Annotated in this window: 22 protein-coding genes and 1 tRNA gene; 13 read left to right on the forward strand and 10 right to left on the reverse strand. The window is 66.8% G+C overall.

The features are described 5' to 3' along the window. Nucleotides 1-133: 133 nt before the first annotated feature. Nucleotides 134-1,147, reverse strand: coding sequence for an alpha/beta hydrolase (locus tag V6Z91_RS08345; protein ID WP_338769080.1), 1,014 nt, complete (start codon nt 1,145-1,147; stop codon nt 134-136). A 41-nt stretch (nt 1,148-1,188) separates the two neighbouring features. After that, complete coding sequence (locus V6Z91_RS08350) at nt 1,189-1,971, reverse strand: alpha/beta hydrolase (protein WP_338769083.1); 783 nt, start codon at nt 1,969-1,971, stop codon at nt 1,189-1,191. A gap of 283 nt (nt 1,972-2,254) precedes the next feature. Here V6Z91_RS08350 and dgoD point away from each other — a divergent pair, with 283 nt between their 5' ends. The 8 genes from dgoD (at nt 2,255) to V6Z91_RS08390 (ending at nt 14,037) form a co-directional block, all read left to right on the forward strand. Beyond that, nucleotides 2,255-3,403 (forward strand): galactonate dehydratase, encoded by a 1,149-nt coding sequence (gene dgoD / locus V6Z91_RS08355; protein WP_338769086.1) that lies wholly within the window; start codon nt 2,255-2,257, stop codon nt 3,401-3,403. Beyond that, a complete protein-coding gene (locus V6Z91_RS08360; RefSeq protein ID WP_338769089.1) occupies nt 3,397-4,347 on the forward strand; it encodes a 2-dehydro-3-deoxygalactonokinase in 951 nt (316 codons plus the stop codon). The genes dgoD and V6Z91_RS08360 overlap by 7 nt, the downstream gene beginning before the upstream one ends. After that, nucleotides 4,344-4,961: a 2-dehydro-3-deoxy-6-phosphogalactonate aldolase gene (locus V6Z91_RS08365; RefSeq protein ID WP_338769092.1), complete on the forward strand. Its 618-nt coding sequence runs from the start codon at nt 4,344-4,346 to the stop codon at nt 4,959-4,961. Before V6Z91_RS08360 ends, V6Z91_RS08365 begins: the two co-directional genes overlap by 4 nt. A 59-nt stretch (nt 4,962-5,020) precedes the next feature. Next, on the forward strand, nt 5,021-7,492 hold the full coding sequence (locus tag V6Z91_RS08370) for a beta-galactosidase (protein WP_338769095.1): 2,472 nt from the start codon (nt 5,021-5,023) through the stop codon (nt 7,490-7,492). Between the two features lie 24 nt (nt 7,493-7,516). Then, the gene (locus tag V6Z91_RS08375; protein WP_338769097.1) at nt 7,517-10,159 is read left to right on the forward strand and encodes a TonB-dependent receptor; all 2,643 of its coding nucleotides are present in this window, start codon (nt 7,517-7,519) and stop codon (nt 10,157-10,159) included. 150 nt (nt 10,160-10,309) lie between these two features. Continuing rightward, the gene (locus tag V6Z91_RS08380; RefSeq protein WP_338769099.1) at nt 10,310-11,281 is read left to right on the forward strand and encodes a LysR substrate-binding domain-containing protein; all 972 of its coding nucleotides are present in this window, start codon (nt 10,310-10,312) and stop codon (nt 11,279-11,281) included. 88 nt (nt 11,282-11,369) lie between these two features. Next, nucleotides 11,370-12,176, forward strand: coding sequence for a PPK2 family polyphosphate kinase (locus V6Z91_RS08385; RefSeq protein ID WP_338769102.1), 807 nt, complete (start codon nt 11,370-11,372; stop codon nt 12,174-12,176). Nucleotides 12,177-12,432: 256 nt separating this feature from the next. Then, on the forward strand, nt 12,433-14,037 hold the full coding sequence (locus V6Z91_RS08390) for a sensor domain-containing diguanylate cyclase (protein ID WP_338769105.1): 1,605 nt from the start codon (nt 12,433-12,435) through the stop codon (nt 14,035-14,037). 36 nt (nt 14,038-14,073) lie between these two features. Here V6Z91_RS08390 and V6Z91_RS08395 read toward each other — a convergent pair whose 3' ends face one another. Next, nucleotides 14,074-15,114 carry a PHB depolymerase family esterase gene (locus V6Z91_RS08395; RefSeq protein WP_338769108.1) on the reverse strand — a complete coding sequence of 347 codons (1,041 nt, stop codon included), beginning with the start codon at nt 15,112-15,114 and terminating at the stop codon, nt 14,074-14,076. A gap of 163 nt (nt 15,115-15,277) precedes the next feature. Between V6Z91_RS08395 and V6Z91_RS08400 the strand changes: the two genes are divergently transcribed. Next, nucleotides 15,278-15,886: a glutathione peroxidase gene (locus V6Z91_RS08400; protein ID WP_338769111.1), complete on the forward strand. Its 609-nt coding sequence runs from the start codon at nt 15,278-15,280 to the stop codon at nt 15,884-15,886. Here the strand turns inward: V6Z91_RS08400 and V6Z91_RS08405 are convergent, their stop codons facing one another. Next, nucleotides 15,887-16,279 (reverse strand): rhodanese-like domain-containing protein, encoded by a 393-nt coding sequence (locus V6Z91_RS08405; RefSeq protein WP_338771769.1) that lies wholly within the window; start codon nt 16,277-16,279, stop codon nt 15,887-15,889. Between the two features lie 97 nt (nt 16,280-16,376). Between V6Z91_RS08405 and ftrA the strand changes: the two genes are divergently transcribed. Continuing rightward, the gene (gene ftrA, locus V6Z91_RS08410) at nt 16,377-17,357 is read left to right on the forward strand and encodes a transcriptional regulator FtrA (RefSeq protein ID WP_338769113.1); all 981 of its coding nucleotides are present in this window, start codon (nt 16,377-16,379) and stop codon (nt 17,355-17,357) included. Between the two features lie 59 nt (nt 17,358-17,416). Beyond that, nucleotides 17,417-17,776: a DUF1428 domain-containing protein gene (locus V6Z91_RS08415; RefSeq protein WP_338769116.1), complete on the forward strand. Its 360-nt coding sequence runs from the start codon at nt 17,417-17,419 to the stop codon at nt 17,774-17,776. Here the strand turns inward: V6Z91_RS08415 and V6Z91_RS08420 are convergent. From V6Z91_RS08420 to V6Z91_RS08435, 4 genes are all read right to left on the reverse strand, one after another. Continuing rightward, entirely contained in the window at nt 17,759-18,352 is a 594-nt protein-coding gene (locus V6Z91_RS08420; protein WP_338769119.1) for a DUF6058 family natural product biosynthesis protein, read from the reverse strand. The genes V6Z91_RS08415 and V6Z91_RS08420 overlap by 18 nt on opposite strands. 75 nt (nt 18,353-18,427) lie before the next feature. Continuing rightward, on the reverse strand, nt 18,428-20,248 hold the full coding sequence (gene pabB / locus V6Z91_RS08425) for an aminodeoxychorismate synthase component I (protein ID WP_338769121.1): 1,821 nt from the start codon (nt 20,246-20,248) through the stop codon (nt 18,428-18,430). A gap of 5 nt (nt 20,249-20,253) precedes the next feature. Then, complete coding sequence (gene slmA / locus V6Z91_RS08430) at nt 20,254-20,850, reverse strand: nucleoid occlusion factor SlmA (RefSeq protein WP_338769124.1); 597 nt, start codon at nt 20,848-20,850, stop codon at nt 20,254-20,256. Continuing rightward, complete coding sequence (locus V6Z91_RS08435; protein WP_338769127.1) at nt 20,850-21,605, reverse strand: pyrimidine 5'-nucleotidase; 756 nt, start codon at nt 21,603-21,605, stop codon at nt 20,850-20,852. The genes slmA and V6Z91_RS08435 overlap by 1 nt, the downstream gene beginning before the upstream one ends. Before the next feature lie 94 nt (nt 21,606-21,699). Between V6Z91_RS08435 and V6Z91_RS08440 the strand changes: the two genes are divergently transcribed. Then, the gene (locus V6Z91_RS08440; protein ID WP_338769129.1) at nt 21,700-22,557 is read left to right on the forward strand and encodes a TraB/GumN family protein; all 858 of its coding nucleotides are present in this window, start codon (nt 21,700-21,702) and stop codon (nt 22,555-22,557) included. Nucleotides 22,558-22,594: 37 nt separating this feature from the next. Here the strand turns inward: V6Z91_RS08440 and V6Z91_RS08445 are convergent. Together V6Z91_RS08445 and argB are read right to left on the reverse strand one after the other, a co-directional pair. Further along, a tRNA-Thr gene (locus V6Z91_RS08445) sits at nt 22,595-22,669 on the reverse strand. A gap of 75 nt (nt 22,670-22,744) precedes the next feature. Further along, on the reverse strand, nt 22,745-23,671 hold the full coding sequence (gene argB / locus V6Z91_RS08450) for an acetylglutamate kinase (protein WP_338769132.1): 927 nt from the start codon (nt 23,669-23,671) through the stop codon (nt 22,745-22,747). A gap of 162 nt (nt 23,672-23,833) precedes the next feature. Here argB and V6Z91_RS08455 point away from each other — a divergent pair, with 162 nt between their 5' ends. Then, a complete protein-coding gene (locus V6Z91_RS08455) occupies nt 23,834-24,034 on the forward strand; it encodes a cysteine-rich CWC family protein (RefSeq protein ID WP_338769135.1) in 201 nt (66 codons plus the stop codon).

Below are 24,034 nucleotides of genomic sequence, written 5' to 3' on the forward strand. Positions count from 1 at the left end.
CCTAGACGAGGTCGCATGTGCAGAACAAGGACAAGATGCAAGCGCTCGGCCGCCGAAAAACAGAACGGGCACCTCATCGAGGTGCCCGACGTTACCGCGTGAAACCGCCCACGAAACGGCTCCGCAGGAGCGCTTACTTCAGCCGCAACTTCAACTCGCCCGCCGCCTGCTCCATCGCCCCGCGCACGGCCGGCACGTCGGCCAGCGCGTTGAGCAGCCCGAAGTCGTGGATCATGCCGTTGTAGCGCACCGATTTCACGGTCACGCCGGCCGCATCGAGCTTGCGGCCATACGCTTCGCCTTCATCGCGCAGCACGTCGAACTCGGCGGTCTGGATCAGGGTGGGCGGCAAGCCTTTCAGCTGCTGCGTACTCGCCTGCAGTGGCGACGCGTAGATCTCCTTGCGGGCCGCGGCATCGCGGGTGTAGTTATCCCAGAACCACTGCATCATGTTCCGCGTCAGGAAGTGGCCGTCCGCATACTGCCGGTATGACGGCGTGTCGAAGTTCGCATCCGTCACGGGCCACAGCAGCACCTGGGCACGCAGGGCGGGGCCACCCCTGTCCTTGGCCATCAGGCTGACGACGGCCGCCATATTGCCGCCCACGCTGTTGCCGGCCACGGCCAGGCGCTTGCCGTCCACGCCGATCTCGGCGCCGTGCGCGGCCACCCAGCGGGTGGCGGCGTACGCTTCGTTGATCGCCACCCCGTAGCCCGCTTCCGGCGAGGGGGTGTAGTTCACGAACACCGCCGTCGCGCCCGAACCGGCCACCAGGTCGCGCACCAGCCGCTCGTGGGTCGGGTAGTCGCCCAGCACCCAGCCGCCGCCGTGGAAGAACATGAACGCCGGCGTCTGCCCCTTCGCGCCGGCCGGGCGCACGATCGTCAGCTTCACCGGCTTGCCGTCGAGCGTGACGGTCTTCTCGCTCACCTCCGCCGGCGGCAGGATCACTTTCGATCCCGCTTGCGCACCTACCAGCACGGCCCGCGCTTCCTGCGGCGTCATCTGTTCCATCGGCTTACCGCCTTCGATCGCTTTCAAGAAGCCGGCGGTCTGGTGTTCCACGCCGGGGAGGGCGGCCGCGCCCGCACTGGCGGCGGTGATGGCGAGGAGGGCGGTGACGATGGCGTTCCTGGCGGTGTTCATGATTATTCCTTTGCTAGTTATTAGATAGTGAGCGACTTAAGTTATTTGGCTTGGGCGGCGGTTTCGATCAGCTTCGCCACCTCGGCCGGGTACGACGTCATCACCACGTGCGAGGCACCGGGGATCGCCACGGTCTTGCGCGACTGGGCACGGTCGGCCATGAATTGCAAAGCAGCGGCCGGAACGTTCTTGTCGGCGGTGCCGTAGACGAAGTACGACGGCAACTGCTTCCACGCCGGGGTGCCGGCCGCTTCGGTCAGTGCGGCTTCGGCGATCGGGCGCTGCGCCACGGCCATCAGCTCGGCCTCGGCCTTCGGCACGTCCGCGGCGAATTGCTGGTGGAACTTGTCCTGGCGGATATAGAGATCCTTGCCGCCATCGGGCAGGACCACCGGTTCGGCCAGCGCGCTGCCCAGCGTGCCGCCCGGGAAGCGGCCGGAGAGTTCCAGCGTCGTTTCGCCCTGGTCGAGGGCGAAGGCCGCTACGTACACCAGGCTCTTCACGTTCGACTGGCCATATGCAGCGGTGGAGATCACCGAGCCGCCATACGAATGGCCCACCAGCACGACCGGGCCTTTCACGCTTTTCACGATCGAGGCCACGGCGGCGGCATCGGCCTTTACGCTGCGCAGCGGGTTGGCGGCGCCGATCACGGTGTAGCCGTCGGCGCGCAGTTTCGCGGCCACGCCGTTCCAGCTGGTCGAATCGGCGAAGGCGCCGTGCACCAGGATCACGGTTGGCTTGGTTTCCACGGCCGGGGCGGCGATGGCGGATGCGGTGCCGATGATCGACAGGGCGAGGGCGATGGTCTTGATGGCTTTCATGGTGATCTCCTAAGTAAATTGTGAGCGTTTAAATAGCGTACTACTTATCTGGGTTGGTCGTGAAGCCTTGGCGCCCCCGTTTCATCATTCCGGCGCCTTGTCTTCAGTGCATGAAACGCAGTATAGATAGTGCGCTATGAAATAGCAAGCGATTTTTATAGATATTTTGCAGGGCCCGCGACGGCGAAGATATGTGAATTTGATATATGTTTCGCTGAATAATCAATATTTCTTCTTTTGCCACCCACGCTACACTTGCCCGACTCCCTTGAGACAGGCCGCCATGAAGATCACGAAGCTGACGTTGTACCGCGTACCGCCCCGCTGGATGTTCCTGAAGATCGAGACCGATGAAGGCATTACGGGCTGGGGCGAGCCGGTGATCGAAGGGCGTGCCCGCACCGTCGAGGCGGCCGTCAACGAGCTGGCCGAGTACCTGGTCGGGCAGGATCCTGCGCGCATCAACGACCTGTGGCAGGTGATGTATCGCGGCGGCTTCTACCGCGGCGGGCCGATCATGATGAGTGCCATCGCCGGCGTCGACCAGGCGCTGTGGGATATCAAGGGCAAGGCACTCGGCGTGCCCGTGTATGAATTGCTGGGCGGCCGCGTGCGCGACAAGATGAAGATGTACAGCTGGGTCGGAGGCGACCGCCCGGCGGACGTCATCGAAGGCATTCTCACGCTGCGCGAGATCGGCATCCACACGTTCAAGATGAACGGTACCGAGGAGCTGGGGATCGTCGACACGGCTACCGCGGTCGACGCGGCCGTCAACCGCATCGCCCAGATCCGCGAAGCGTTCGGCAACACGATCGAATTCGGCATCGACTTCCACGGCCGCGTGGCCGCACCGATGGCGAAGGTGCTGCTGCGCGAGCTGGAACCGTTCCGCCCCCTGTTCGTCGAGGAACCGGTGCTGGCCGAACAGGCCGAATACTATCCGCGCCTCGCCGAGCACACGTCGATCCCGCTGGCGGCCGGCGAGCGCATGTACTCGCGCTTCGAGTTCAAGCACGTGTTCAACCGCGGCGGCATCGCCATCGCGCAGCCCGACCTGTCGCATGCGGGCGGCATCACGGAATGCGTGAAGATCGCCGCGATGGCCGAGGCCTATGACGTGGCGCTCGCACCCCATTGCCCGCTGGGCCCGGTGGCGCTGGCCGCCTGCCTGCAGGTGGACTTCGTGTCCCACAACGCCGTGCTGCAGGAGCAGAGCATGGGCATCCACTACAACAAGGGCGCCGAACTGTTCGACTACGTGGTCAACCGCGAAGACTTCCAGATCACGGACGGCTACTTCCCGCCGCTGCCCAAGCCGGGCCTGGGCGTGATCGTGGACGAGGAACGGATCCTGGCCGCGAGCCAGAATCCGCCGGACTGGCGCAACCCCGTGTGGCGCCACCCGGACGGCAGCGTGGCCGAATGGTGAGCGCCGTTCCCTCGCTCATCGGCCTGGACTGGGGCAGTACCAGCCTGCGCGCCTGGCTGATCGGGCCCGAAGGCATCGTATTGGACGAGCGCAAGGCGGACAAGGGCGCGTCGGCATTGTCCGGCCACGGCGCCTTCCTCGCGGCGTTCGACGACGTCGCCGGCGCGTGGCGCACTGCCCATGCCGATCTTCCCGTGCTGGCCTGCGGCATGGTGGGCAGCGCGCACGGCTGGCTCGACGTGCCGTACCTGCGCTGCCCGGCCGGCGCGGCCGCGCTGGCGGCCGGCCTGCGCGGGCCCGATGGTGGTCCGCACATCGTACCCGGCGTGCTGTTCGACGACACCAGCCTGCCGCCGGACGTGATGCGCGGCGAGGAAACGCAGGTCGCCGGCGCGCTGCACCTGCACGAGACGCTGCGTACCTCGAGCTGCATCGTGCTGCCCGGCACCCATTCGAAATGGGCGCAGGTCTGTGACGAGCGCATCGTGCGCTTCGCAACCCATATGACGGGCGAGCTGTATGCAGTCTTGCGCGAGCATTCGGTGCTGGGCCGGCTGATGCCGGAAGATGCGCCCGTCGACCCTGATGCGTTCGTGCAGGGTGTCGACGCGGCACGCGACCATGGCGAACTGGGCTTGCCGCACCAGATGTTCGCCGCGCGCAGCCTGGGCGTGACCGGGAAGCTGCCGCACGAGATGCTGGCCGATTACTTGTCCGGCCTCCTGATCGGGCATGAATTGCGCGCCGGCCTGCAATGGCGCGCGATGGCGGGCCTGGGCTCGCGGCCACTGGCGCTGGTGGGCGCGCCCCAGCTGTGCGCCCGTTACCAGGTGGCGCTGCACAGGTTCGGGCGGCCGGCCGACCTCGTCCTGGATAACACGGCACCCGCAGGCCTTTTCGCGCTGGCGCGCGAAGCCGGCCTGCTGCCCTTGGAGAAGCGATGACCATTCTCGACACCGCCTTTGAACACCTGCCGCTGGTGGCGATCCTGCGCGGCCTGCGGCCTGAAGAAGCCGAGGACATCGGCGCGGCCCTGTATGCCGCCGGTTTCCGCCTGATCGAAGTGCCGCTGAACTCTCCCGAGCCGTTCGACTCCATCGCCCGGCTCGCCCGATCGTTGCCGGCCGATGCGGTGCTGGGTGCCGGCACCGTGCTGGAAACCGGCGCGGTGGCGCGCGTGCGCGATGCGGGCGGCAGCCTGATCGTGATGCCGCATGCGGACGTGGACGTGATCCGCGCCGCGAAGGCGGCCGGCATGTACTGCGTGCCGGGCGTGGCCACGCCCACCGAAGCGTTCGCCGCGCTCAAGGCGGGCGCCGATGCATTGAAGCTGTTCCCGGCCGAACTGATCACCCCCGCGGTGGTGCGGGCCATGCGCGCGGTACTGCCGAAAGAGGTCAAATTGCTGCCCGTGGGTGGCATCACGCCCGTCAATATGGCAGACTTTCGCGCCGCCGGCGTGGCCGGCTTCGGTCTTGGCTCGGCGCTGTACCAGCCCGGCATGGATGCCGCCACCGTCGCCGCCCATGCAGCCGCCTTCGTGAACGCCTGGAAGTAAGCGCCTCGCAGCCCCGAAGACAACCGGCGATCACAGCCGGACCGAATAATGGAGATGGAATGAGTAATCAATCGAAGCGGCCCGCCCTGGCGCTGGCAGCCGCATTCGCCCTGACGAACGCACTGAACGCACAGGCCGCGCAAGTCGTCGGCGTGGACGCCGCCGCGCCGGCCACCGCACCCGCGACGGGGCACCTGCAACTGGGCGCCGCGACGACGCCGAAGGGCAGCGTGCTGGGCGCGAACAACCGCTATCTCACGCAAGATGGCCAGCCGTGGATGCCCGTGATGGGCGAGTTCCACTACTCGCGCAGCCCTGCATCCACCTGGGAAGCGGAACTGGCGAAGATGAAGGCGGCCGGCATCACCGTTGTCGCCTCGTATGTGATCTGGAACCACCACGAACCGAAGGATGGCGCGTTCGACTGGCGGGGCAACCGCGACCTGCGCCGCTTTATCCAGTTGTGCGGCAAGCTGGGGCTGAAAGCCGTGGTGCGCGTGGGACCATGGGTGCACGCCGAAGTGCGCTACGGCGGCATTCCCGACTGGGTCGTCGATGGCATGCGCACGCGTGGCGACGATCCGCAATACCTGCGCCACGTGGCGCGCTTCTACCGCGAGATCGGCGCCCAGTTGAAGGGCAGCCTGTGGAAGGATGGCGGCCCGGTCATCGGCCTGCAACTGGAAAACGAGTACAACCTGAACGGCCCGGGCGAGGGCGCTGGGCACATCGCTACGTTGAAGAAGCTGGCGCTGCAGGCGGGCATGGACGTACCGTACTACACCGTCACCGGCTGGGATGGCGCCGTCTATCCATCCGGCCAGGTCACGCCCGTGTTCGGCGGCTACGTCGATGAACCCTGGGCCGTGTCGGCCACCCAATTGCCGCCGAAGGAAACCTACGCCTTCCGCTTCGACAGCCGCGTCTCCGGCGACCTGGGCGCGCAAACGAAATCGCACGGCCCCGGCACCGCCGAATCGGACATCGACAAGACCCCGTTCCTGGGCGCCGAATACGGCGCCGGCCTGCCGTTCATGTACCGCCGCCGCCCGGTGGTGTCGCCGGACGATATCGCCGCGATGCTTCCCGTGCAGCTGGGTTCCGGCGTGAACCTGATGGGCTACTACATGTTCCATGGCGGCCGCAATCCGGTGGGCGGCACCACGCTGGAAGAGAGCAGCATCAGCGGCGGCTACAACGATACGCCGGCGATCAACTACGATTTCCAGGCGCCGCTGGGGCCGGACGGCCAGGAGCGCCCGGTGCTCGGCTACCTGCGCCCGTTCCACCATTTCATCGCCGATTTCGGCAACCGCCTCGCGCCGATGACGGTGCGCAAACCGGACGTGACCCCGGCGGACCCCAAGGACCTGCGCACGCCCCGCGTGGCCGTGCGCAGCAGCGGCGACAGTGCCTTCGTGTTCGTCAACAACCACGTGCGCCAGTACCCGATGCCCGTGCAGTCGCTGCAATTGAGCGTGAAGCTGGCCGGCGGCACCGTGCAATTCCCGCGCGGCGCGGTCGAGGTGCCAGACGGTGCCTACGCGATCTGGCCGGTGAATTTCGACCTCGATGGCGCGCGGCTGCGCTACGCGACGGCGCAGCCGGTGGCGCGCCTCGATGGCGGCGCCGATGGCATCACCTATGTGTTCGCCGCGGCCAAGGGCATCCCCGTCGAGCTGGCGGTCGAGGCTGGTAGCGCTACGGTCGAGACGACTGGCCGGCGCGCCACGGAGAACGGCGCCACCGTCATCGACGGCATCGTGCCCGGCACCGCGCGGGCATTGACGATCCGCCGCGCCGGCGCGAAACCCGTGCACGTGCTGGTGCTGTCGGCCGAACAGGCGCGCCAGCTGGCGATCGGCGAGCTGGCCGGCCAGCGCCGCCTGGTGCTGAGCGGCCAGCAGGCCTGGTTCGAAGGCGGCAGGCTGCACCTGCGTTCCGTGGACAACAACGCGATGCGCTTTGCCGTCTACCCGGCGCTGGGCAAGGCACCGAAAGCGTCTCACGCGCTGCGCGCGCAGGGAAGCGACGGCGTGTTCCAGGCCTATGAAGCCACGCTGCCGGCCGTTCGACGGGCTGCAACCGCCACGCCGCTGCGCGAAGCGCGCGCCGTCCCGCCGGTGGTGAAGGGCGGCCTGGCCAAGGCTGCCATCCAGCCGATCCCCGAAGCCTGGCGAAATGCCGCCACCTGGCGCATCAACGTGCCGCGCGCGGCCCTGAAGAACGTCGACGCGCTCCAGCATCTCGACGATGTCCTGCTGCAGATCGACTTCACCGGCGATATCGGCCGCCTGTTCGACGGCACCCGGCTGGCGGACGACTGGTACTACAGCGGCTACGGCTGGCAGGCGGGGCTGAAAGCGCTGGCGGTGGAAAAGGAACTGACGCTGGCGGTGTTGCCGCTGCGCGCCGACGCCCCCGTCTATATACCCAAGGAAGCACGCCCCGAATTCGGCAAGGAGGCGCAGATCGCGCGCCTGAACAAGGTAAGCCTGGTACCCGTGTACAAGCTCACCGTCACACCATAAAAAATTCACAACCTCGGAGAAAGCATGTACTTCACCAAGCAACCCGGTCGCCGCCACGCGATCGCCATCGCCGCGGCCATCTGCGCGATGCCGGCCATGGCCCAGACCACTGAAACTACCGCGGCCGAGCCGCAGCAGGTCGTCGTGACCGGCATGCGCGCCAGCCTGCAAAAGGCGCAGGACCTGAAAAAGAACGCCGGCCAGGTGGTCGATTCGATCGTGGCCGACGATATCGGCAAGCTGCCCGACTCGAACGTGGCCGAGGCGCTGCAGCGCATCACCGGCGTGCAGATCTCGCGCAGCCGCGGCGAAGGCGACAAGGTGCAGATCCGCGGCCTGTCGCAGACGCAAACCCTGGTCAACGGCCGTTCGATCTTCACGGCCGGCAAGGAACGCGGCCTGTCGTTCCAGGATGTGCCGTCCGAACTGCTGGCCGGCGCCGACGTGTACAAGAGCCCCACGGCCGAACAGGTCGAAGGCGGTATCGGCGGCGTGATCGACCTGCGCATGCGCCGGCCGTTCGATTTCGCCGGTTCGAAAGTGGCCGGCACCGTCAAGGTGACCGATGCCGACTACGCGGACAAGCGCAACGGCGAAGGCTCGATCCTCGTCTCGAACCGCTGGAAAGTGAACGGCCAGGAGTTCGGCGCCCTCGTCAGCATCGCCCACCAGAAGCGCGACTACCGGTCGGACATGCAGGAGCTGGACCCCCCGGCCCAGCTGGCCGACGGCTCTGGCGTCTATGCCCCGATCGGCGCCTGGTACTCGTATGAACACGGCGAGCGCGAACGCACCGGCGTGAACGCGTCGCTGCAATGGCGACCGACCCGCGGCGTGGAGCTGTACCTGGACGCGAACTACACGAAGCTGGAAACGGCCACCGACACCTATGGCCTCTACGGCACGCCATACTGGCCGAACTGGTCGGCCGAGACGAATGCAGGCGCCATGTGGCCGCGCGGCAGCGTCGCTACCGAGAACGGCAACGTCACCAAGGGCACGTTCTACGGCGCGGAAGTGACCACGTCGGGCTTCATCGGCGACAACGACACGAAGACGCGCCAGCTCGCGCTGGGCGGTTCGTGGCGCGCCAACGGCTGGACCGTGAAATCCGAATTGGGCTACACGAAGAGCGATTACCAGCGCCTGTACCAGGAAGTGCGCCTGGGCATGGGCTCCACCAATCCGGCGTTCACGTACGACCTGACGACGCCCCTGCCATCTGCGTATCCGGAATTGGCGAACCCGAACGACCTGGTGACGCCGTCGCAGTACTGGGCCAGCAAGGCGCTGTACTTCCGCCAGAAGAACGACGGCCGCGAAACGGTATGGCGAGGCGACGTGGAACGCAGCCTGGACAGCGACCTGATCCCGCGCATCAAGGCCGGCGTACGCCTGTCCGACCGCAAGGCCGGCAGCTCCGAAATCAACACGATCCATGACATCTGGAACGCCGCCGGCACCGGCGCCGTGGGCGGCGCGTTGCCGGGCCTGGCAAGCCAGATCGGCACGATTCCCTATAGCGACCTGCTGCACCGCGAGGGCGCCGGCACGATCCCGAAGCAGTGGCTGTCCATCGCCAACCTGGACTGGCTGCGCGACCCGCAGACCGTGCGCTCCGCACTTGGCCTGACCGTCCCGGGCTTCGACGCGGCGCAGACCTTCGACTTCAAGGAAAAGACGCAAGCACTGTACGGCATGGCGGACTTCGAATCGGAACTGCTGGGCAAGACGGTAACCGGCAACTTCGGCGTGCGCTATGTGCGCACGAAAACCGAGCGCCAGTGGCAGGAGCTGCAGAGCGGTGGCTACGTGGCGCGCCAGGCGTCCACCACCGACGACGATTTCCTGCCGAGCGTGAACGCGCGCATGGAACTGACCGACAAGCTGATCGCCCGCGTGGCCGCGTCGAAGGTGGTGACGCGCCCGAACTTCGACCAGTTGACCCCGAGCCTGTCGCTGGATGCGAACAACCGCACGGGCTTCGTCGGCAACCCCGATCTGCAGCCGCTGTCGGCACGCCAGTTCGACACTACGCTGGAGTACTACCTGAGCCAGAGCGACTATGTGTTTGCCGCTGCGTTCTTCAAGAAAGTCGACGGCTTCATCAAGAACGCGACGAACAGTATCCAGTACGGCGACACCAAGTATGCCGTGCGCACCCCGTCGAACGGCAACGATGGCACGATCAAGGGCCTGGAAATCGGCTATCAGGGCTTCTTCACCAGCCTGCCGGGCATGTGGAAAGGCCTGGGCCTGCAGGCGAACTTCACGTACGTGGACAGCAAGGCGCCGGGCCCCCTCGGCGGCCAGGAAACGGCGCTGGAAAACCTGTCGAAGCAGAGCGCCAACATCGTCGGCATGTATGACTGGAACGACATCGCCCTGCGCCTGGCGTACAACTACCGCGGCAAGTACCTGGCCGGCACCGAGAACTACTACGTCAACAACGGTGCCACGATGGCGCAGACGACGGCCTGGATGAACGGCTACGGCCTGGTGGATGCGTATGCGAGCTACCAGCTGACGAAGAACCTGAAGGTGGCGTTCGAGGTCAGCAACCTGACCCGCAAGTCGCGCAGCAGCTACTACGGCGTGACCGGCACGCAGTTCGGCCGCTATGCGGACGACCGCCGCTTCGGCCTGAGCCTGCAGGCGAACCTGTAATGGTCGACGGCGTGCGGCCCCTGCCGCACGCCGCTTCGATTGACTGGACCAGGGTAGCGGCCTATCATGGCTGACGCACCGGGAACCTCCCCTGCGTGGGGACTGTCCCCGCTTAGTTGATCTTCAGTTGTTTCGATCGCGTCACCCTGCATGCACGACATCCTTTCCGACCGCTTCGTCCGCTCCCACCTGAAGATGCGCCAGCTCGTGCTGCTCGTGGAACTTGGCCGCCATGGCTCGATCCTGCACGCCGCGCAGGCAGCCAACCTCACGCAGCCGGCCGCCTCCAAGCTGCTGGCCGAACTGGAACACGCGCTGAACGTGCAGCTGTTCGAACGGCTGCCGCGCGGCGTACTGCCCACCTGGTATGGCGAAGTGCTGATCCGCCGCGCCGGTGCCGCGCTGGCCGAGATGGATGCCGCGCACCAGGAAGTGATGGAGCTGCTGGCGGGACTGTCGGGCAAGGTGAACGTGGGCGCCGTGCTCACGCCTTCGGCCGGCCTGCTGCCCGATGCGATCAAGCTGCTGAAGACGCGCCATGCGCGGGTGCGGGTCGCCGTTACGGTCGACACGAGCAAGCTCCTGGTCGATAAGTTGCGGGCCGGCGAGCTCGATATCGTGATCGGCCGCGTGCAGGATACCAACGCCGCCGGCGAACTGCATTTCGAACCGGTCACCGACGAGCCGCACAGCCTCATCGCCGGCGCGGGCCACCCGCTGGCCAGCCGCACCGACCTGTCGCTGGCCGACCTGGCCGCCGAACCGTGGATCGTGCCCCCGGCCGGCTCGGTGCTGCGCGACCGCCTGACGGCACTGTTCCTGTCCCGCGGCCTGGAACCGCCAACCGATACCGTGGAAGCGATGGCGCTGCCGGTCATCGTCAACCTGCTTGCCGGCAGCCGCATGGTGTCGGCGCTGCCGGCCGAACTGGTGCGGCCTTACCTGGACATGGGCCTGATCACGCTTCTCCCGTACGACCTGGGCATGACGATGGACCTGTATGGTATCGTCACCCGCAGGCAGCACCGCCTGTCGCCCGGCGCGGAAGCGATGCTGGCCACGCTGCGCGAAGTCGCCGCGCAGCGTTATCCTGGCGTGGCGAATCAGAGATCCGTCGAATAGATCCGACGAAGGGATTGAATACCGCGGCCCCGACTCTGCGTTGACAGTGCACGGCAAGGCCCCGGATTCACCACATCAGGGAGAACGCATGAAGGCTTGCAAGCTGTTTCGCGTCAAGGATCAACCGGAGTTCGTGGACGAAGCCGCGGCGCTCACGCCGCTGTGCAGCGGCGACGAGCGGCAGGACCGGCGCCTGGGCAAGGCCCTGCACAAGGAGATCGCCCTCCTGCAGGAAAAGCTGTACGCCGAACGCGAGCGCAAGGTGCTGCTCGTGCTGCAGGGCGTCGATTGCGCGGGCAAGGACGGCACGGTGCACCGGCTGTTCCGCAAGATCAACCCGATGGGCTTGCGGCCGGTGCGCTTCGACGTGCCGACGGTGGCGGAGACGGCGCGCGACTTCCTGTGGCGCGTACACATCGCGGTACCGCGCAAGGGCGAGATCGCCGTGTTCAACCGCAGCCATTACGAAGACGTGCTGCACCCGGTCGTCTACGACAAGATCGACGGCGCCGACACGGGCCGCCGCTATGCGCAGATCCGCGACTTCGAGCGCATGCTGGCCGAATCGGGCACCACCATCGTCAAGGTGTTCCTGCACATTTCGAAGGAGGAGCAGCGGCGCCGGCTGCAAGCGCGCATCGACGATCCCGACAAGCACTGGAAATTCGATCCGGAAGACTTGAAGCACCGCGAACGGTGGGACGACTACCACGCCGCCTACGCAAAGGCGATCGCGGAGACGGACGCGCCGCATGCCCCCTGGTACATCGTGCCGGCCGACTCGAAGCCGCACCGAGACCTGGCCGTGGCATCGCTGCTGGCAGAGACGATGCAGGCAATGAATCTCGCGTTTCCAACGGGGGATCCGAAGCTGGCGAAGGTGAGGGTGAAGTAGATCGCCCCATGCATGCGAAGGCGGGGCACGGCATTGACGATGATCCTGGCGCCGTGTACCTCCGCGGCGGCTTCCAATCCGGCAGCCGGGAGCGGGCGTGTGCCGTCAGCCACGGGCCGGGGCCGCCCGCGGGAGCGGTACACTTTCTTCGCCGTGCGCTGCTATGATTGAGCTCACTCGGTCAAAACCGATCGCACTGCGCGACGGCCGGCGCGGCGTGCGCACTCATTCTCCAGCAGTCTTGTGAGCGAAACCCATGGCGAGCCTGAACCCCGAATCGCCGCCCGCATCTTCCAGCACAACGGCAGGCTCCCTGGAGAGCCTGGTCGGGCGCCTGAGTACCAGGAAACGGCCGGTCATCCGGCTGCTTCTCCTGTCCACCGCGTTTGCATGCACGGTCGTCATCGCCGTCGCCATCTGGTTCATCTACTCGTCCCGGCAGACGCAGATCCGCGAGACCGAAGTGGCTACCACGAATGTCGCCCGCATGGTCGGCATACAGGTCGAACTGGCGATGAAGGCTGCGGGCCTGGTGCTCGCCGATATCACGGAGCGGGCGGAAAACGACCGGACGGACGCGAAATCGCTCGCCCGCCTGAATGGGCATCTGGCCGCACTGGCAAGGGCGACCCCTGAGCTGCATGGGCTGTTCGTGTATGGCGCCGACGGTGCCTGGCTGGCCTCGTCGTTGAGCGAGCCTGTCGGGGGGAATAACGCCGACCGGGAATATTTCAGGTACCACCGCGCTCACGCCGGCCGGGAAGTGCACGTGGGTGCCCCGATGCGAAGCCGGTCGACCGGGGTCTGGATCATTCCCGTATCCCGGCGCATCCAGCATGCCGACGGCAGCTTCGCAGGCGTGGCCCTGGTCACGCTGCGCATCAACTTTTTCGAGCGCGTCTACGACGAATTGAACATCGGCCGCACGGGCATTGTCCTGCTCATGCAATCGAATGGAACGGTCGTCTACCGCCGGCCCTTCGACGAGAAGCTGATCGGCCAGGATCTTTCGAAAGGCAATATTTTTGCCGAGCTGCGCAAGGCCAACGCCGGGTCGGCGTTCCTCGTTGCCAAGGTCGATGGCATAGAGCGCCTCTACAGCTATCGGCGGCTCGACACGGCGCCATTCCTCGTCGCGGTCGGCCAGACCAGGCAAGAACTGCTGAGCAACTGGGCCAGGACGAGCATCGTCATCGGCAGTGCCGCGTTCCTCATCTGCGTGATCTTCGGCTGGTTCGCCACAAGGTTGATCAGGCAGATTGTCATCAGGGACCAGCTGGACCAGAAACTGCGCATCTTTTCCGAACGCCTGCAAGAGCACAATATCGACTTGCATGCCCTGGCCCATACGGACAAGCTGACCCAGCTGCCCAACCGGCGCCGCTTCGACGAGCAGCTCTTGCTGGAACTGAAGCGCGCCGACCGCGCGAACCTGCCCATTTCCCTGATCCTGATGGATCTCGATTACTTCAAGCAGTTCAACGATCATTATGGCCACCAGGCGGGAGACCGCTGCCTGCAGAGCGTTGCGAAAGTATTGTCGGACCAGGTCACCCGGGCGGGAGACCTGGCGGCGCGCATCGGTGGCGAAGAATTCGCCGTCATCCTGCCCAACACCGATCGGGATGGCGCGCTGGCGGTGGCCGAGCGCATACGGGTGGCCTTGCAAGCGCTCGCCATACCTCACCAGATGGCCGCCAGCCGGGTCGTGACATCCAGCCTGGGCGTGGCGACCGCCGTGCGCCAACAGCCCGGCAAGCCGTCAGTGGACGAGCTCATCGCGGTGGCGGACGCGCAGCTGTACCGCGCCAAGCATGGCGGCAGGAACCAGGTAAGCGGCGGCGTACTGGTCAGTACCTGAGGTGCCCTTTGGGCGGCGCCTGGCGCCGGGCAGGTGTCAGCGGTTCCCGCCCACCGTCAGGCGTTCCGTCATGCGCTTTACCGCCCGCATCTGGCGGCCGGACTTCACGGCGAAGTCCGGGTCATCGTAGTTGAACCAATCCCAGCATGAATTCGGGTTCTTGTACCCCAGCGGCGCAGCTTGCGGGTACAGCACCACGATCCGGTTCGCGTCCGCCCAGCCGTTGTAGCCGGCGTGCCGCACCCAGGCTTCCTTGACGAGGGCCGACGTCTGCTTGCAGCCGTGGAAGGCCACGTGCAGCTTGCACCCGGTGCCATCGCCTTCGCATGCCGGCGGGATGTACAGCCAGCCGGTGGGCGCCATGCCGTGCTCGGTCGGCTTGGGCAGGAATTCGGCCTGGTCGAACTCCACGAACCGCCCGGTAGCCGGGCCACTTGCCTTCGGCGCCAGCGGCCCGTAGATCCAGCGCAGCAGTTCGCCGGCGCCGTCGACGTCGCAATCGCTGATATAGGGCGCGCCCAGGTGGTCGCAGTGGTTGCCGAAGCTATCCGACGGCATCGCGTGCTCGGCCCGCACATCCTTGCGGTAGCTGATGTTCTCCGGCGGGATGAAGTGCCTGTAGTACGCCTCCAGGTCGTTCATGACCGCCATCGGCACTACGCTGTCGAGCAGGCCCGAGAACAGCCATACGCGGTGCCGGGCCAGGTGCGACGTGGCATCGATGCGGCCACGCTCCGCATGGGTGCCCGTCAGCCTCACCAGCGCCGGCACATTGGTACCGCCGGGCGACACGGCACACCACGGCGTGCCCGTGGTGCAGCTGCAGACCATCATCGCCCTGCTCAGGTTGCCGCGCGAGCAGGAGTAGGGGCCGCCCGCGATGATGCCGGCGCCGACCACGCTGGCCGAATACGCCACGCCGAACTGCACGGCCATGTAGGCGCCGGAGGACAGGCCGGAGACCGACAGCTGGCCCGTCTTCATGGCCGGCAGCGGCACGACCCGGGCGCCGGCGCTGGCGGCAGCCGCGAGTGTGGCGAGGATGAAGGCGTAACGGATGGGGGCGGGACTTTTCATGACTGACTCCCAGCGTGGATGGACTCGATGCCCGGGTGGTACCCGCGTACTGCCTCGACCGCTATCAAACAGGTACGCGATACGTTGGACTTTCCAAAAGCCGGGACAGCCGGCGTCCACCAGCATACAATGCCTTTCCACCATCTTCGCATCCGGATTCGACATGACTACTCTGATCAGGTTCGCGGCCGTCTCCGCGTTCGGCCTGCTGGGCGCGGCAGCGGCGTTCGCGCAGCAGCCCGCCCAGGCGACCCCCGCCACGGCGCAGGCGCAGCCGGCACGCGCCGCCAGCTGCCCCGCCATCCTGCACCGCACCTTCAAGCGCTTGCAGGACGATGCTCCCCAAGACCTGTGCCAATATGCCGGCAAGGTCGTCCTCGTGGTGAACACGGCCAGCTACTGCGGCTTCACGAAGCAATACGAAGGCCTGGAAGCGCTGCATGCCAAATACGGCGGCAAGGGCCTGGTGATACTGGGCTTCCCGTCGAACGACTTCGGCCAGCAGGAACCGGGCACCGCGAAGGAAATCGCCGAACTCTGCTACAACACCTACGGCGTGAAGTTCCCCATGTTCGCCAAGACCGTGGTGTCCGGCAGCGCGCCGAACCCGCTGTATGCCGACCTGATCAAGGCCACCGGCAAGGCGCCCGGCTGGAACTTCCACAAGTACCTGATCGGGCGCGACGGCAAGGTGATCGAGAACTTCCCCAGCAAGGTCACGCCGCAGGACAAGCAGCTGGTGGGGGCGATCGAGAAGGCGCTGGCGTCCTGATCACGCGCGGACCAGCTCGAATCCCTCATCCAGCCACCCCGTCACCCCGCCCGGCATGATCTTCACGGGCCGCCCCAGCCTGGCGATGCGGATCGCCGCGCGGGTGGCGCCGTTGCAGTGCGGGCCGGCGCAATAGGTGACGAACAGCGTGTCGGCCGGGTACTCGGCCAGCTTCGAGCCGATGATCTTGCGGTGCGCCAGGTCGACGGCGCCCGGCAAGTGGCCCTGGGCGTATTTCTCGGTGCCGCGCACGTCCAGCAGCACGAAATCCTGCTGCGGCGTGCCGAGCACGCTGTGCACGTCCCAGCAATCCGTTTCGAACCGCAGCGAATCCTCGAAACGGGCCAGCGCCTCGGCGGCGGGGGCGGCGGCAACTTCGGTCACGATCGACATCATTCTCTCCTGTAGTGCGTTGAACGAGGCTTCATTGTCGGCCCGGCGGCCTTGCCGGGGCAGTGGCGCGGATGCCAATGTGCGTTAAGATTGCGCCATGCACCCTGTTTCCCGTAAACGTCATCTCGTCGTCGCCCTCGCGTACGACGGCCTGTGCACCTTCGAATTCGGCTGCACGGTCGAGCTGTTCGCGCTCGACCGGCCCGAGCTCGGCGTGGAGTGGTACGACTTCGCCGTGTGCGCGGTGGAACGGGGGCCGATCCGCGCGGCGGGCGGCATCACCGTGCAGGCCCGCTACGCGCCCGGCCTGCTGGGGCGCGCGGACACCATCGTGATTCCCGGCTGGCGCGATGCCGACGAGCCGCCGCCGCCCGCGCTGGTGAAGGCGCTGCGCGCCGCCCACGCGCGCGGCGCGCGCCTGTGCTCGATCTGCTCCGGCGTGTTCGTGCTGGCCGCGGCCGGCGTGCTCGATGGCCAGCGTGCCACCACGCACTGGCGCTACGCGCAGCGGCTGGCCGAGCGCCACCCGGCCATCGCCGTGGAAGCGGACGCACTGTACATCGACAACGGGCAGGTGATCACGTCCGCCGGTTCCGCCGCGGGGCTGGACATGCTGCTGCACCTGGTGCGCCGCGACTACGGTGCCCGCGTCGGCAATATGGTGGCCCAGCGCCTGGTCGTGGCGCCGCACCGCGAGGGCGGGCAGGCGCAATTCCTGCCGCGGCCCATGCCGGCCGACGAAGCTGGCCGCCTGTCGAAGCTGATGGAGTGGCTGCGGCGCCATCCCGCCAGGGCGCACACGGTGGCCACGATGGCCGAACGGGCGGCGATGAGCCCCCGCACGCTGCAGCGCCAGTTCCGCGAGACGACCGGCATGGGGCCGGTGGAGTGGCTCACGCGCGAACGCGTGGCGCTCGCGAAGGAATTGCTGGAATCGGCCCTGCCGATGGCCCAGGTGGCGGAGCGGGCCGGCTTCGGGTCCGAGGAAACGCTGCGGCACCACTTCCGCCGGCTGGCCGCGACGACACCGGGTGCTTACCGGAAAGCATTCCTTGTTGCGGACGCTTCCGCGGACTAAGCTGCTTGGGCGGCCCCCGGCCCTTGTTCCTTGTCCAAAATTCAAAGGAGGAGTCCACCATGCCCTATGTCGATGGTTTCGTCGTACCCGTCCCGAAAGACAAGATCGAAGCGTATCGCAAGCTGGCCGAAACGGCCGGCGCCGTCTGGCGCGAACACGGCGCCCTCGAGTTCCACGAATGCATCGCCGACGACGTGAAGCCGGGCGAAGTGACGTCCTTTCCCCAGGCGGTGCAATTGAAGGAGGACGAAACGGTGTTCTTCTCCTGGATCGTCTACAACTCGCGCGAGGAGCGCGATGCGATCAATGAAAAGGTGATGAACGATCCCCGCCTGGCGAACACCTTCACGCCCGAATCGATGCCCTTCGACGGCAAGCGCATGTTCTGGGGCGGATTCAAGTCATTCGTGTCCCTGTAGCCGGAAGCGGGCGCGCACGGCATCCACCAGCCGGTGCCGCGAACTGCGTGCGCGTTCGTGCGGTGCGAACGGGCTGCTGGCGGCATCGAGCAGGTCCACGGCGCCGGCCAGTGCGGCCCGGTCGGGCTCTTCCTCCGCAAGCAGCCGCGCGACTTGCGCGGTGGCCCATTCCTTGGCGGCGATCTCTTCCGGCAGGCCGGACTTCGTGCACAAGCCATAGGTGCCATCGAGGAAGCTGCGCCACTCGGCAGCGAAGTCCGCCTGCGCGACCGGGTCGAGCGCGCGCAGCCTTGCCGTGTAGCGGCGCGCGAACAGCGCGTAAGCCTCGTCCTCGCCGCCCAGTGCCTGCACGGCGTCGATCCAGGCGGGCGTGCCCACCGCGTAATAGCACGGCGTTGCTTCCTCCGCATGGGGCCCGAAGAACGATTCGCATTGCACCGCGAGCCGTACCCGGTAGGAAGGTTGCGGCACCATGCGCCGCGCCTGCAGCGCGTGCAGCGCCGCCGCATCGAGGCCTGTCGCCGCCAGCAATCGGGTTTCGTCCAGCAGATGGGTGTCGAGATAAGTCAGCAGCATCGTGCGCCTCCGTCGTGAAAGCCGCACTGTAGGCGCCCCGGCGCGCCAACGCTTCGTCCGAGGCCGCAGCGTGGATTACAGGGTAGCGCGCAGCGCGCCCCGCAGTGCATTGCAGACGACGATTTCCTCGGCCCCCGCCAGCATCTCGCGCGTGATGACGGCTTCGGCGGCGGCCCACGCTTCCAGCACCACCGCGCGCATCACGCCCGGCAGCAGGCCGCAGGCCAGCGCGGGCGTGAGCCAGCGGCCGCCGATGCGCACGAACACGCTGCTGCGGCCACCTTCGGTGAGTTCGCCCCGCTCGTTGAAGTGGAGCTGGTCGAACGCGCCCTGCGCCTCGGCCGCCTTCCAGGCCGCGTCGTAGTCCGACCGAAGCGTGGTCTTGTGGCGCAGGAACAGGTCGGTCGAGGCGGTCGGCGTGCCCGCCAGCAGCACGCGCACCGGTTGCTGCAACGGGGCCAGCACGCCGGTCTGCACCGCGAAGCCGCCCGCCGCATTCATCGCCAGCCGCAAGCGGTGCGGCGTGCTCATCTGTTCACCATCGGGCAGCCCTTCACAAGCCATGCCGATGTACGCCCTGGCCGCCGCCTCATCCCACTGAAAGCCGAAATAGCGCGCCGAGCGCGCCAGCCGCGCCAGGTGGCGTTCCACGTGCCGCGCGCCCTGTTCGCGCGTGGCGTACATCGTTTCGAACAGCTCGAAATCGTTCGACAGCCCGGTGAGGAAGCGCGCCTTCAAGCGGCATTCGGCGTATTCGTCGGCCGCCACGCTGTCGTACACGATGCCGGCGCCCACGCCCATCTCGCCCTGGCGCACGCCGTTCGCCTCCGCTTGCAGCGACAGGGTGCGGATCGGCACGTTCAGGCAGAAGTCGCCGGGCGCGCCGGGCCGCGGCGGGTCGAACCAGCCGATCGCACCCGTGTACAGGCCGCGCGGCGCCGGTTCCAGCTCGGCGATGATTTCCATCGTGCGGCGCTTCGGCGCGCCGGTGATCGAGCCGCACGGGTAGAGCGCGGTGAACAGGTCGGCGAGCGTGGCATCGGGCCGCACCCGGGCCTGCACGGTCGACGTCATCTGCAACACGCCGCTGTAGCGGCGCACCTCGAACAGGGCAGGTACTTTCACGGAACCGGTGACGGCCACGCGGCCGATGTCGTTGCGCAGCAGGTCGACGATCATCAGGTTTTCCGCCCGGTTCTTCGGGTCGGCCGCCAGGGCGGCGGCGCGCCTGGCGTTTTCGGCGTCGATGTCTTCCACCTGGCCGGGCAGCGCCGCCGGTGCCGTGCCCTTCATGGGCTGGGCCGTCAGCATATCGCCATCGCGTCGCACGAACAGCTCCGGCGACAGCGACAGGGTCGCCGTGCCGTCGTCGGCCAGCACCAGGGCGCCATACGGCACCGGCTGGCGCGCGCGCAGCCGCTGGTACAGCGCGCAGGGCGCGCCGAACGCGTCGAAGCGCAGGCGGTACGTATAGTTGACCTGGTAGGTGTCGCCGGCCGCGATGTATTCGCGGATCTGCCCGATGGCTTGCGTGAACTGCGTTTCGGTGACGTTCGGCCCGATGTCGGCCAGGCCGGCCACGCCGTCGCCGGCGCGCTCGGCCAGCCAGCGCGCAACCGCCTCGCCATCGAGGTGCGCGCAGTCCCGGAACAGCAGCACGCGGGCGAGCGGCACGCCGGCATCGCGTGGCGGAATGCCCACGATGTGGTGCCCCAGTTCGTAACTGCACAGCACCACCGCGTAGTAACCCTGCGCCAGCGCCGCTTCCATGTCGGCGAGCAGCGCCGGCCATGTGTCGAACGAGGCGCAGCGCAGCGTGCGCACGTGGTCCGTCAGCAGCCGGGAGCGGCCGCCGGCCGCGGCGTCATCGAGCAGGGCGAAACAGTCGGGATTCATGGCGGTCAGCGCAGCAGCAGGGCGATCTGCGTGTTCGCATCCTGTGCCGGGGACAGGGCAAAGCCACTCTTGGCGTAGCGGTGCCAGCGGCCCACCACGAAGGCCACCATGAGGCTGGCACGTGCCGCCACGTCGCGTTCCTGGTCGCTGCCACGGCCCGAATCCACGCCCGCATCCGCGGCGGCCTGACGCAGCGCGCCCTTCAGGGCCAGTTCCACGCGGTCGTGGAACCCGTTCATGCGCTGTTGCAGGCGCTCGTCCTCGCCCACCAGCGCATCGCCGATCAGCACGCGGGTCATGCCCGGGTTGTTGGCGGCGAAATGCAGCAGCATGGAGAGGATGTCGCAGGCTTGCGCCAGGCCGTCCTCCTGGTGCTCGGTGATCTGGTTGATCAGCCCGAACACCGAGGTTTCGATGAATTCGATCAAGCCCTCGAACATCTGGGCCTTGCTGGCGAAGTGGCGGTACAGGGCGGCCTCGGACACCTCGAGCCGGCGCGCCAGCGCGGCCGTGGTGATCTTTTCGCCCTTCGGATGCTCGAGCATCGCGGCCAGGGCCTGGAGGATTTGCAGCTTGCGCTGGCCGGGCGGTTGGGTTGCCATTATCGGATGGAGCTCGCGATCAAGGTGCTGCGGCGCAGGCGCGACAGCCGCGCCGGCAGGTGTTTGACGGATTGTACTTTGACGTCCACCCAGCCTGGGCGGGTCAGCCGCTTGGGCGGGTGTGCGGTGCTGACCGCGTCGCCCACCTTCACGTACTGCGTGACCCATGCCGTGCGCATGCCCAGCGCATGGGCGCTGCGCAGGTTGGCCAGCGTATCCTCGACGAGGATGCAGCGGCGCGCCGTGACCTGCTGGCGCCGCATCACCTTGCGCAGCAACAGCTTCGACGGCTTCGGGCGCAGCTGGCCATGCACGCGCATCGATTCGACCGCGATATGGTGCGAAAAGTGCCGGGCGATGCCGAGATGGCGCAGCACCATCGTCGAGTAGCGGTGTGGGGCGTTGGTCAGCAGCACCTTGCGGCCGGGCAGGCGCCGGAGCAGCTGGCCGAGCCCTTTTTCGTGCCGGATCATCGATACCAGGTCGTCCATGGTATGGGTTTCAGCCAGGAAGTGCTCGGCTTGCACGCCATGGTGCTTCACCAGGCCCAGCAGCGTGGCGCCGTAGCGCTTCCAGTACAGGGTGCGCGCGGCATTGACGGCGTCGATGCCGGCCGGTGTGGTGCCGTCGCCCAGCACGCGCGCGATATACGTGTTCATGTTCGCCATGATCGCGGGGAAGATCGCGTGCGACGCGTTGTGCAGCGTGTTGTCGAGGTCGAACAGCCAGACCGGGGCCAAAGGTTTAATATTCACGTCTCTCGGAACTGCAAAGGTAGCCATGCGACGCCAGATTATAGTGATGTTTTGTTGCCTGTTCGTGTTTACCGCGTCATTGGCATCGCGGGCGATGGCGGCAGGCGACACTCCGAACCGTGGCGCCCTGTTCCGCATCGAGGCGGTCGGGGAAAACGCGGGCAACGTCGCCTGGCTGTTTGGCACCATCCACGTGGGCGCGAGCAGCTTCTATCCCCTCGAACCGAAGATCACCGCCGCGCTGGACAACGCCGCCGTGCTGGCGCTGGAAGTCGATCCGCTCGGCAGCCAGGAAGAGATCGCCCGCGCCGTGCGCGATTTCGGCATGTACCCGGCCGGCCGCGGCCCCGCGGCGGCCGACCTGCCGGCCGCCTACCGGCCCCGCCTCGACCGCCTGCTGCGCCAGTACGACGTGCCGCCCGCCTCGGTGGCGCCGATGAAGCCATGGATGCTGGCCAGCCTCCTGACGGTGCGCGAATTCGAACGGCAGGGCTACCAGACCGAGCTGGCCGTGGAAAGCTGGCTGTCGCAAAGGGCGCGCTCGCGCAAGCAGAAGATCGTGGAACTCGAATCGGTGCATGCGCAAATGTCCCTGTTCGGGCGCATGACAACCGCCGATCAGGCCCTGTTCCTGCAGGAGACGATCGACGCGATCGAAGACAAGGAACAGGCCAGCGATGCGCGTGCCATCGCTTCGGCATGGGCCACTGCCGACCAGGCCGCACTGGACCGCATCGCCGCCAAGACGGCCGGCGACACGACGTTCTCCGGCCGTTTCGTCAGCCGCGTGCTGCTGGACGAGCGCAATCCGCTGCTCGCCGACGGCATCGCGAAACTGCTGGCGCGCGAAAAACTGAGCGTGGCCGCGATCGGGGTATTGCATCTGGTGGGGAAGAACAGCGTGCCGGAACTGCTGCGGCAAAGAGGACTGCGGGTGGAACGGGTGTACTGAGGTGGGTGTACCGAGGAAGGGTACTGGGCGCGGAGGATGGTGCCCTTGACGTGGATTGAACACGTGGCCTCTCCCTTACCAAGGGAGTGCTCTACCACTGAGCTACAAGGGCATCGAACCGGAAAACTGCGTGGAAAACTTCGCGCAGACTCCGAAAAAAACGGGCGGCTTGCACCGCCCGTTTTTTTCAGTGAGACCGGATCATAGTGCCAAATGCCTGTTCGGTCAACACTTCCAGCAGCAGGCTGTGCTCGATGCGGCCATCGATGATGTGCACCGTGTTGACGCCCGATTTGGCGGCATCGAGGGCGGACGAGATCTTCGGCAGCATGCCGCCGGAGATCGTACCGTCGGCGAACATCTCGTCGATCTCGCGGGCGGACAGGTCGGTGACCAGGTTGCCGTTCTTGTCCTGCACGCCGGCGATATTGGTCATCATGATCAGTTTTTCCGCCTTCAGGATCTCGGCGATCTTGCCGGCCACCACGTCGGCATTGATGTTGTAGGCCTGGCCGTCCTGGCCGAAACCGATCGGCGAAATGATCGGGATGAACGCGTCGTCCTGCAGCGCCTTCACCACGGCCGGGTTGATCGCGTCGATCTCGCCGACGAAGCCGATGTCGAGGTACTGGCCTGGGTTGTCCCTGTCCGGCATCGCCATCTTGCGGGCGCGGATCAGGCCGCCGTCCTTGCCGGTCAGGCCCACGGCCTGGCCGCCGTAGTGGTTGATCAGCATGACGATGTCCTGCTGCACTTCACCGCCCAGCACCCATTCCACGACTTCCATCGTTTCCTCGTCGGTGATGCGCATGCCCTGCACGAAGGTGCCCTGCTTGCCGATCTTCTTCAGCGCATTGTCGATCTGCGGGCCACCGCCGTGCACCACGACCGGGTTCATGCCGACCAGTTTCAACAGGATCACGTCGCGCGCGAAGCCGTGCTTCAGGCGCTCGTCGGTCATGGCATTGCCGCCGTATTTGATGACGATGGTTTTGCCATGAAAATTACGGATGTACGGCAGCGCTTCCGCAAGAATCTGCGCCTTGATCGCCGGCGACACGGCGGCAAGGTCATCGGCTGGTACATCCAGGTTCAAATTGGTCAGTTGGCTCATGGCGGGTCCGGTAAAGAGTGTGGGGCGATTTTACAGCGAAGCGGCGGTGCGGGCCGCAGGCCACCGGCCTTGCCGGGCCGGCGGCTTTTTTGACGCGCATTATAAAACCAAATCCGCGCCGCATCGCTTGTGGTTCCGCCGACTATCCGTTAGCCTCGGCGCATGAGCACCTGCGAGCGCTGCGGCGCCACTTTCCATTGCGCGATGAAGGACGGCGCCACCGATGCGCCGTGCTGGTGCACGCTGCTGCCGCCTGCCGTCCCGGTACCCCGGCAGGAAGGCGATGACGTATCGACAACGGTCGGGTGCTGGTGCCCGGGCTGCCTGAAGGCGCACATCGTCGCCTTGCAGCGCCGGCGATGA

Origin of the sequence: Massilia sp. METH4, from assembly GCF_037094685.1 — a bacterium.
Classification (GTDB): Bacteria; Pseudomonadota; Gammaproteobacteria; order Burkholderiales; family Burkholderiaceae_D; genus Rugamonas.